The following is a 5,384-nucleotide window of genomic DNA, read 5'->3' on the forward strand; positions in this document are numbered from 1 at the left end:
AACAAAATGAATCCTCATACGGTACAGCACATCGCCACCGTGACGACATTACGTGGAGGAGTAGGGCCAGGCCGAAGTTTTACACTCGCCACCACAGTCTTTTTTAAATCCCAACCCGTACGGCCCGCTTTTCTGGGCAAGAAAAGAATTTGGCCGTCATATTTTTTGAAGGTTTCCACATGACTTTTCGTGTTGCGATCATCGGTGCCGGCCCCAGCGGCCTGGCACAGATCAGGGCGTTCGAGGCTGCGGAGAAGCAGGGAATCAAGCTTCCGGAAATTGTCTGTTTCGAAAAGCAGGCCGATTGGGGCGGCATGTGGAACTACACATGGCGCACCGGGCTGGATGAGTACGGCGAGCCGGTTCATGGCTCCATGTACCGCTACCTCTGGTCCAACGGTCCCAAGGAAGCGCTCGAATTCGCCGATTACTCCTTCGAGGAACATTTCGGCCGTCCCATTCCCTCCTATCCGCCGCGCGAAGTCCTGTGGGATTACATCGTCGGTCGCGTGAAGAAGGGCAATCTGCGCCGCTTCATCCGTTTTCGTTCGCCGGTGCGCGATGTCATCTATGATGACGCGACGGGAAAGTTCACCGTCACCGTTCGCGACCTGGCGAACGACCATGTTTATTCTGAGGCGTTCGATTACGTCGTGGTCGCATCCGGCCATTTCTCGACGCCGAACGTGCCGGAATTCCCCGGCCTCGACAAATTCCCCGGCCGTGTGCTGCACGCGCATGATTTCCGCGACGCCGCCGAGTTCGCCGGCAAGACTGTGCTGTGCATCGGCAGCTCGTATTCCTCCGAGGATATCGGCACGCAATGCTATAAATACGGCGCCAAGGAGATCATCTTCTCGTACCGCACCGCGCCGATGGGCTTCGCCTTCCCCAAGGCCTTCTCCGAGGTCCCGCTGCTCCTGAAAGTTGAAGGCAAGACCGCCTACTTCAAGGACGGCACCAGCAAGGAGGTGGATGCCATCATCATCTGCACCGGATACCAGCACCACTTCCCCTTCCTGCCGGACGAGCTGCGCCTGAAGACCAACAACCGCCTGTGGCCATTGGGCCTGTACAAGGGCGTGGTGTGGGAAAAGAACCCGAGGCTGCTGTATCTTGGCATGCAGGACCAGTACTACACCTTCAACATGTTCGACGCCCAGGCCTGGTTCGCGCGCGACGTAATGCTCGGCAAGGTGAATTTGCCTACTGTGGAAGAGATGCAGGCCGACAGCCAAGCCTATCGCGAGAAGGAGGAATCGACCACCAGCGCCGCCGAGGACATCGACTTCCAGTGCGGCTACATCCGTGACCTGCTGGGCCACACCGACTATCCCGACTTTAAGCCGGAGATCATGGCAGAGCAGTTCAAGGAATGGAAGCACCACAAGGAGGAGGACGTGCTGACCTACCGTCATCACAGCTTCCGGTCCGCCATCACCGGCACCATGGCGCCGCCACTGAAGACACCCTGGATGCAGCAAACGGATGACAGCCTGGCAGCCTTCCTCGCCAACAACTAAGGCTCGCTTCAACCGCCGCCTCCAGGGCAACCCGGAGGCGGCTTTTTTTGTGCCCGCACCAGCGCCAACAAAAAACCCCGCGGCATGACCACGGGGTTTTTACTGTCCGGAGAGCGCGGCTTAAATGCTGTCCTGCTCTGCCGCGATGCCCGGATTCAGCACCCGGCCATCGTCATGCGGCGCGAGATAATCCACCACATGCTGCCGATAGCGAGACTGCCCCTTGTACTCGACGATTTTCGGGTGCAGGTCGCGCATGACGCGGTGCATGCGGATCGCCCATTTCTTCACCAAGGCCAGTTCTTCCAGGCGGACGAGGTAGCCGCGGATGGAGAACAATATGGCGTTGGAACGCGGCAGACGGTAGAGGCTCTGCAGTTCCACGCGCAAGCACATACGGTGCCCGACATTGTCGGGCGTAATCGTCGCCTTCTCAGGCCCCCACAGCGGATAATTCTCCGGCGAGGTGTCGAGGCGCGGGTTGGCGGTCATCGTCCAGTTTAGCCGGCGCACCGGCTTGCCGTATTGCAGGCGCAGCAGATATTGCAGCGCGCGGTCGAACACCCCGCTCTCATGCGCCAGCGGCACCGGGCCGTGCCATTCATGAAAGGACATGCCGACGTCGAAATTCAGCGACCAGTCGGCCTGCGAGGTGACCATGCCGCCATCCATGAACAAGTTGTCGTCGCGCTGGTCCTGCAACGAAAAATCGCCCTGTGTCTGGCGCGTGATGTACTCGAACGGCCCGTAGGGCAACGTCTCCGCCCGGCCGAAGACGAATTTCTGGTTGATGTCCAGGGGACGGTTGAGCCAGTGCCATTCATCGCCATTCTTGGTCAGGGAGAAATGCTCGGGATAGTCATTCGCGAGATTCTCCATGATCAGCTCGAGCGTATCCCACTCGGCCTCTCCCATGTGCGGTAGCACCTGGCAGCGCAGCGGGTCCTGCTCCAGCGTGATGGCACGGTCGGCCATGTCGCCGATATAATGCTCGTCGATATCGAAGACGGCGTTGAAGACCGGGCTCGCCCCGCAGCGCACATGCGGCTCCATATTCACGGAATACATGTAGGTGTCTTCCGGGAACGGAAAGGGAAAGCGCAGGATCGCATCATCCGAGTTGCTAAAAGTGTAATCGTCCCGGAAGGTCTCTTGGGGTTTCAGGCTCAGTTTCATGGTTCAGAAATCCAGCACCAGTTCGGGGGTTTTCGCGCGCGACACGCAGATCATGATCGCGTTGTTGGCAGCCCGCTCGACCTTGGAGAGATAATGGTCGTGATGCGCGGGCACGCCGTCCAGCACGGGGAGCTTGCATTCGCCGCAGGCGCCGCCACGGCACAGGCAGGGCGGCGCGAGGCCGGCGGCTTCCATCGCATCCAACAGCGATTCCTCGCGGCCAACATTCACCATCACGCCGGAGCGGCGCAGATGCGCCACGAAGGGCTCGCCGCCGGTAGCGCCACCGAAGCTCTCCTTGTGCACCTTGGCCGCCGGCCAGCCGGCATGCGAGGCCGTGGCCAGCACCACATCCATGAAACTCTCAGGCCCACAGATGGAAAGATGCGTGTCCAGCTTCTGGCGCTTGAGCTGCTCTTCCAGGTTCAACGTATTGCGGCTGGTGTGCAGCGTCACCGGCGGACCGGAGGGCAGCAGCCTGCGGAAGGCAGCCTCATCCTCGGGCTTGCAGCAATGGTGCAGTTCGTACGCCAGGCCGGGCAGCTTGAGGTAGGAGAGGAACGGCGTGATGCCGATGCCGGCCGACAGCAGCAAATGCCGCTTGGCCAAGCGCTGCGGGGCGAACAGGTTCTGCGGCGGCTGCACCTCCAGCACGTCCCCCGCCTTGGCATGATCATGCAGCCAGGCGGAACCGCCACGGGATTTCTCCACGCGCCGGACCATGATCTCATAGGCCGGCGCCTCGGCGGCGGAGGTAATGGAGTAGGCGTTCTTCCACACGCGCCCTGGCCCTGGGATCTCCAGCACCACATGTGAGCCAGCCCCGGCGCGCGGCAGGGGCGATCCGTCAACCGGCGCCAGCGTGAACTTGCGGATGCCCGGGGTGAGCATGTCTATGGCCTCGATCTTCAGCTTCATGACGTAAACACCTCCGCTTCCGGAATTTCGCCGGGCACTTCCGCGTCCACCTTCACGCCCATGAACGCAGCCAGACGGCGGGAGAAATGATCGCGCACGAACAAAACCGCCTCGCAGGACGGGCAGGTGACGATGTTCCGGGCCGCGCCCTCGATCATGGTGCGGCAATGTGAGCAATAAACGCGCCGGGCAAACGGCCCCGCGCGATGCAGCGAGACCTCGGATGGGTGCAGCCCTGCAGCGATGGCGGCGTTGTAGGCGTCCCAGACGAACGCCTCGGAGCCGACCGCGTACAGGCGCAGCCCGGCAGTCTCGCGTGCCAAGCGGTGACCAAGCTGCGCCAGCAGCTCGGTGGTGGAACGGAAGGGGCGCAGCCCTGCCACGATCGGCGCCGGCACGCCAGGCCCATTATGCTTCACCGCCCAGACCTCGATATTCGCAAGGCTGTCCTCGATACCCTCAGGCGGGGCATCGAGGCTGGTGACGACCAGATGCACGCGTCCCGCCGGATCCAAACCGAACGGCGCGTATACCGGGCGGCTCTTGCTCATGGCTCAGCCCACCACCGTGCGCTTGGTCTTCTTCGGGTCGTCGAAGGGCAGGTTGTGCGCAATGGCTGGCACGCTGCCCAGCGAGCCTTCCACAGCCAGCTGGGTGCCATGCATGGCATAGGGAACGTCCATGCGGGCGATGGCCATCGACTTGCCGGTGAGTGTGGAGATCATCGGACAGGTGATGACGCCGACGGTCTTGCCATCGGCCACCAGCTTGTCGCCGGGGGCGGCGGATTTGCCGCTCTCCACCAGCACGCCGAATATCTTGAAGCGCTCCTTGCCCTTCAGGCGATAATGCTCCTCGGCGCCGCGAAAGCCGGTTTTGCCGGGCGAGACGGTGAAGTCGAGCCCCAACTCCCACAGCGTGTCGCCAGAAGCTTCGTTCTCGAACGGGTACATTTCGGAATTGTCGTAGGGGTAGAAGAGCAGGTAGCTCTCGGTGCGCAGCAGATCGAGCGCGGTGAAGCAGCAGGGCACGATGCCCATCTCCCTGCCCTCTTCCAGGATCGTGTCCCAGATCACTTCGGCATCCTCGGCCTTGCAGAAGATCTCATAGCCGCGCTCGCCGGTGTAGCCGGTGCGCGAGATCATCACCGGCTTGCCGAACAGCGTGGCGCCCATGTGGTGGAAATATTTAAGGTCTCGGATGCCGGGCACATGCTTGGCGAGATAATCGACGGCGAGCGGCCCCTGCAGTGAGAGGTCCAGCAGATCGTCGTCGAACAGCATCGTCACGTTGCGGCCATAGGCGGCCTGCGAGAGGGCCTGATGCGCAGCACCCGAGCCATGCACCACGAACCAGGAGTTCGGGCCGGTGCGGTAGAGAATGCCGTCATCGCTGAACTTGCCGCCCTCGTTCAGAAAGCAGCAATAGGCCGACTTGCCCGGCGCGATCTTGGAAACATCGCGGGTGGTCAGGTAGTCGAGCACGGCCGAGGCATGTGGACCGTGCAGATGCACCTTCTTCAAGCCGGAGACATCCATGAGCCCCGCCTTGGTGCGGATGGCCACATGGTGATCCTGCACATCCGACTCATAGGTCCAGGCCGTCGGCATGCCGTTCCAGTCTTCGAGCTTGGAACCAAGAGCGCGGTGGCGGGAGGCAAGAACGGCGTGGCGCCAGGAGCGAGTCATGCGATGGCCTTCATGGTTGGGGTGGAGAATTGCCCCCGGCACGCTTGGCGGGGGTATGCAACAGGCAGGCGATGATCAT

6 protein-coding genes are annotated in these 5,384 nt (G+C 61.8%); 2 read left to right on the forward strand and 4 right to left on the reverse strand.

What is annotated here, in order from left to right; translation table 11 throughout:
• The coding region (locus ACLPJJ_RS05545) for a hypothetical protein (RefSeq protein ID WP_443589955.1) at window positions 1-183 on the forward strand (183 nt) is incomplete at its 5' end.
• A complete protein-coding gene (locus ACLPJJ_RS05550) occupies window positions 180-1,523 on the forward strand; it encodes an NAD(P)-binding domain-containing protein (protein ID WP_443589956.1) in 1,344 nt (447 codons plus the stop codon). The genes ACLPJJ_RS05545 and ACLPJJ_RS05550, both read left to right, overlap by 4 nt.
• A 120-nt stretch (window positions 1,524-1,643) precedes the next feature.
• Here the strand turns inward: ACLPJJ_RS05550 and ACLPJJ_RS05555 are convergent, their stop codons facing one another.
• Genes ACLPJJ_RS05555 through ACLPJJ_RS05570 form a run of 4 tightly spaced genes read right to left on the reverse strand, consistent with a single transcriptional unit; the run spans window position 1,644 to window position 5,305 of the window.
• Complete coding sequence (locus tag ACLPJJ_RS05555; RefSeq protein ID WP_443589957.1) at window positions 1,644-2,699, reverse strand: heme-dependent oxidative N-demethylase family protein; 1,056 nt, start codon at window positions 2,697-2,699, stop codon at window positions 1,644-1,646.
• Window positions 2,700-2,702: 3 nt separating this feature from the next.
• Entirely contained in the window at window positions 2,703-3,617 is a 915-nt protein-coding gene (locus ACLPJJ_RS05560; RefSeq protein ID WP_443589958.1) for a PDR/VanB family oxidoreductase, read from the reverse strand.
• Window positions 3,614-4,168, reverse strand: a complete 555-nt coding sequence (locus ACLPJJ_RS05565; RefSeq protein ID WP_443589959.1) for a dimethylamine monooxygenase subunit DmmA family protein — start codon at window positions 4,166-4,168, stop codon at window positions 3,614-3,616. Before ACLPJJ_RS05565 ends, ACLPJJ_RS05560 begins: the two co-directional genes overlap by 4 nt.
• A 3-nt stretch (window positions 4,169-4,171) precedes the next feature.
• Window positions 4,172-5,305 carry an aminomethyltransferase family protein gene (locus tag ACLPJJ_RS05570; RefSeq protein ID WP_443589960.1) on the reverse strand — a complete coding sequence of 378 codons (1,134 nt, stop codon included), beginning with the start codon at window positions 5,303-5,305 and terminating at the stop codon, window positions 4,172-4,174.
• Window positions 5,306-5,384: the final 79 nt, after the last annotated feature.

The sequence above is a fragment of the Acidocella sp. genome (genome assembly GCF_052326845.1).
In the GTDB taxonomy this organism is placed as follows: domain Bacteria; phylum Pseudomonadota; class Alphaproteobacteria; order Acetobacterales; family Acetobacteraceae; genus Acidocella.

Coding starts and splice junctions, on each gene's coding strand:
- ACLPJJ_RS05560 (WP_443589958.1), bottom strand. CDS start 3,617: ATGAAGCTGAAGATCGAGGCCATAGACATGCTCACCCCGGGCATCCGC.
- ACLPJJ_RS05550 (WP_443589956.1), top strand. CDS start 180: ATGACTTTTCGTGTTGCGATCATCGGTGCCGGCCCCAGCGGCCTGGCA.
- ACLPJJ_RS05570 (WP_443589960.1), bottom strand. CDS start 5,305: ATGACTCGCTCCTGGCGCCACGCCGTTCTTGCCTCCCGCCACCGCGCT.
- ACLPJJ_RS05565 (WP_443589959.1), bottom strand. CDS start 4,168: ATGAGCAAGAGCCGCCCGGTATACGCGCCGTTCGGTTTGGATCCGGCG.
- ACLPJJ_RS05555 (WP_443589957.1), bottom strand. CDS start 2,699: ATGAAACTGAGCCTGAAACCCCAAGAGACCTTCCGGGACGATTACACT.